2 protein-coding genes are annotated in these 3,470 nt (G+C 66.5%); both read left to right on the top strand.

The window, feature by feature from the left end; genetic code table 11:
* Window positions 1–1,593, top strand: a 1,593-nt coding sequence (locus tag ACFDTC_RS17865) for a hypothetical protein (protein ID WP_375260226.1), incomplete at its 5' end; no start/stop codon positions are given.
* 13 nt (window positions 1,594–1,606) lie between these two features.
* A partial coding sequence (locus tag ACFDTC_RS17860) for an SGNH/GDSL hydrolase family protein (RefSeq protein WP_375260225.1) occupies window positions 1,607–3,470 on the top strand: 1,864 nt, incomplete at its 3' end.

Below are 3,470 nucleotides of genomic sequence, written 5' to 3'. Positions count from 1 at the left end.
CAGGTGCCGTCGACCCATTACCAGGTGATCGAGAACCGCTGGCCCGCCTTCGACGCCACGCATCGGCTCGACGGGATCTGGTCAACGCTGCTGGCCTCCAATCAGGTTGCGGCCGAGGATTTCCGATCGGTCTATCCGAACGGGCGCCCGCCCGAGATCGAGATCGTGGCCCGCACCTCCAAGCTGCGCGACCCACGCACCGGCCTGACCGCCTATTCCGACAACGCGGCGCTGGCGCTGGCCGACCTGATCGAGCATCCGGACGGCTTCAACCTCGCGGGCATGGTCGACGACGCGATGCTGGCGGGCGCGGCCGATGATGCCGACGACGCGATCCCGCTGGCGGCGGGCGGCACCGAGCCGCGCTATCGCCTGGCGGGCAGCTACGCGCTGTCGGAAAAGCCCGGCGACGTGCTGCGCCGGATGCTCGACGCCTGCAACGGCGACGTGCAGCTGCTGCCTTCGGGCAAGATCGGCGTGCATGTCGGCAAGTGGCGCGAGCCGGCGGTGACGATCGGTGAGGCCGAGATCATCGACCTGCAAAGCTGGGAGGCGGGGCAGGACCGGCTCGATCGCTACACCGAACTGCCCTGGGTCTACACCGATCCGGGGCTGGGCTATCAGCAGACCACCGGCGAGGCCTGGGTCGACGCGGCGCGCGAGGCCGACAACGGCCAGATCGCGGTCGGGCCGCAGCTCGACCTGTCCTTTGCGCCGAGCGCGGGGCAGGGCGGGCGCTGCGCCAAGCACCGGATCGAGGCCGACAACCCGCGCCACCTGCTGACGCTGGCCTGCAAGCCCTCGGCGATGCGGGCGGTCTACGAGCGCTACGTATCGATCGACATGCCCGAGCTGCCGGCGGTGGTCTGGCGGATCCAGCGCTACCGCATCGATCTGGCCAGCGGCCAGGTGGTGCTGCAGCTGCGCAGCTTCGACCCGGCGGCGCTGTCCTGGTCGGTGGCCGAGGAGCCGGCGCCGGTGGCGCTGCCCGAGCCTGATACCTCCGCGGGCCTGCCGGTCCCGGCGAATTTCGCCGCCGCCGGCGCCGGGCGCCGCACCGCGCAGAACGGCTTCACGGCGGGGATCGGCCTGCAATGGGACGCGCCCGAGTCGGACGCGCTGTCGCCGGTGGCGCAATACGCCCCCGCGGGCAGCGATGCCTGGGAGGCCTGGCCGCTGCCGGGCTCGGCCACCTCGGCGCTGATCACGCCGCTCGATGACGGCGCGGACTACGATCTGCGGCTCGCGTTCGAGACTTCCGACGAGCGCCGCGGCGATTGGGCGGTGGTCACCGGCGTGACCGCCTCGGCCGATGCCAGCGCCCCCGCCGCGCCGACCGATCTCGTGGTGAGCGACGAGGGCGGCGGATCCGCCCGTGTCTCGCTCGTCACGAGCACGAGCCCCGGCCTGTGGAAGACCATCGTCTACCGCGACGGGGTCGAGGTCGGCACCTTCTTCGACGCGCCGGGCACGGCGATCGCCTTCTTCGACAGCCCCGGGCCGGGCAGCTTCGGCTGGACCGCGCGCTCGATCAACGTCTCTGGCAAGAAGAGCGCGACCGACGCCGGGCCTGTCTCTCAAACCATTACCTGACGGAGCGCCCAAGATGGCCGATTACAAGACGACAGACGAAACCCGGACGCTGCTGGGCGTCGACGTGCTCGAGCGCATCGTCGATGCGCTCACGACCGCTTCGGCGCTGGGATACCCGGTGTATGACAGCACGGCCGCCGGGCTGTCGAGCACCGCGAATGGTGGCGGCTTTTCGGTGCGCAGCGGATCCGACCTGGTCCTCTACCGCGACAGCGCCGGCTCGGCGGTCGAGGTGGCGCGGTTGCCTCTGAAGGCGGCGCTCGAGGCGCTGGACGCGCGCACGGATGCCCTTGAGGCGCAGGCCTTCGCAGCCGATCCCGTTTACGCCACGACCACGGCGGGTCTTGCGGCGACGTCCTCGGGTCAGCAGTTCAAGGTCGAGAATGTATCCGCCGACATCGCGTTCGACATCTACCGCAACGATTCCGGCACGGCGACCCGCGTGTCGTCGGCCCCATCCGTCGAGATACTGTCGAAGTCGCAGGCCACCACGCCGGGCGTCAGCCTGTTCCCGAACCTGTTCGACGATCTTGATTTCGCCAAGCGAGGCATGTCCGAATACCTGATCGAGTACGCGGGTTCGACTCCCACGCGGTCGCTCGACACGGGGAAGGTGTTCGAGGGCGTGTTCGGCCCCTCCCTGTGCCTCACCGGCGTGGCGACAACCAGCACATGGATGGGCGCGGTGCGCGTGACCAAATACGCGATCCCGGCGGCGTTTGAGGCTGGCGACACCGTGTTCGCCTTCTTCGCCAAGTCCAGCAAGGCGGCCAGCTTCAACATCCACGGCGTGAGCTACAGCTTCGCGGCGGGTGAAACCAAGCTGATCCAGATCCAGAAGACCATCACGACCGCCACGAATTACGCTTTCGAGATTCGTCAGAACCCCGGCACCTTCGCCGAGGGCGACAAGCTGTGGATCAGCCCGCTCATCATCTACCGCGGCGCGGTGCGGACCCTGCGCGACATGCGGGGGATCACGCCTGACGAGGTGCGCGACAAGTTCATGGCCTCGGCCTACAAGAAACAGGTCGGTCGCCCGAAGAACATGTTCAACGACCCGCTGCTGGTGCGCCGAAGTGAGGGCGATAACGGCTATACCAACGTCAATGCCAATGGGAGCGCGGTGTCGGTCTATGACGACACGTCCGTGTTTCCCAACATCAGGCGGTCGGTGAAGACCACGGTCAGCGACGTGTCGACCGGCTACGAGAAGGCTCGGGTGTATTTTCACACCTTTAATGGCTATGTCGTGAAAGCCGGCGAGACGATGCAGATCGCGTTCCAGATCAAGTGCGACGTGGACATGTCGCTCCGCATCGACATCGGAGCCACCCAGCACAATTTAAAATTCAAGGCTGGCGAAATCCGGCTGATGGAGTTTGAGGCGCCTCACGCCTCGGATAGCGGCACTTCGGCCTATAGCGTTCCGTTCTCCACCAATGATCTCGGCACGTTCTGGGTCAGCCCCTTCATCTACTACATTTCCAAGACCCGCGCGCCTTGGCTGCTGAACACGGTCAACCATTGGGAAATCCAAGGCGACACGCGCTATAACAACAAGCGCGTGGGCTTCCTCGGCGACAGCATGTCGGTGAACAAGCCGTGGCAGCCGCCGCTGATCAATAAATACGGGTTCATCGACGTGGGCCTGCGTCTCGATGGATACCGCGACATTGCGCTCGGCGGCTCGACATTGCTGCCCATCGAGAACCAGGGCACGAGCGGCGCGGGGGCCTTGCAGTCGATCTACAAACGGGCCGAAGACGTGAAGCACTACGCGCCCGACTACCTGTTCATATTCGGAGGGATCAACGACAAGGGCACGATCCAGCCCTATCCCGGTGGCAAGATCCCGATCGGCACGGTCGATGATA

The organism is Citreimonas sp. (genome assembly GCF_042096055.1).
Taxonomy (GTDB): domain Bacteria; phylum Pseudomonadota; class Alphaproteobacteria; order Rhodobacterales; family Rhodobacteraceae; genus Citreimonas.
The sequence above is the reverse complement of the archived record's forward strand: the minus strand, read 5'-3'. Positions and strand labels throughout refer to the sequence as shown.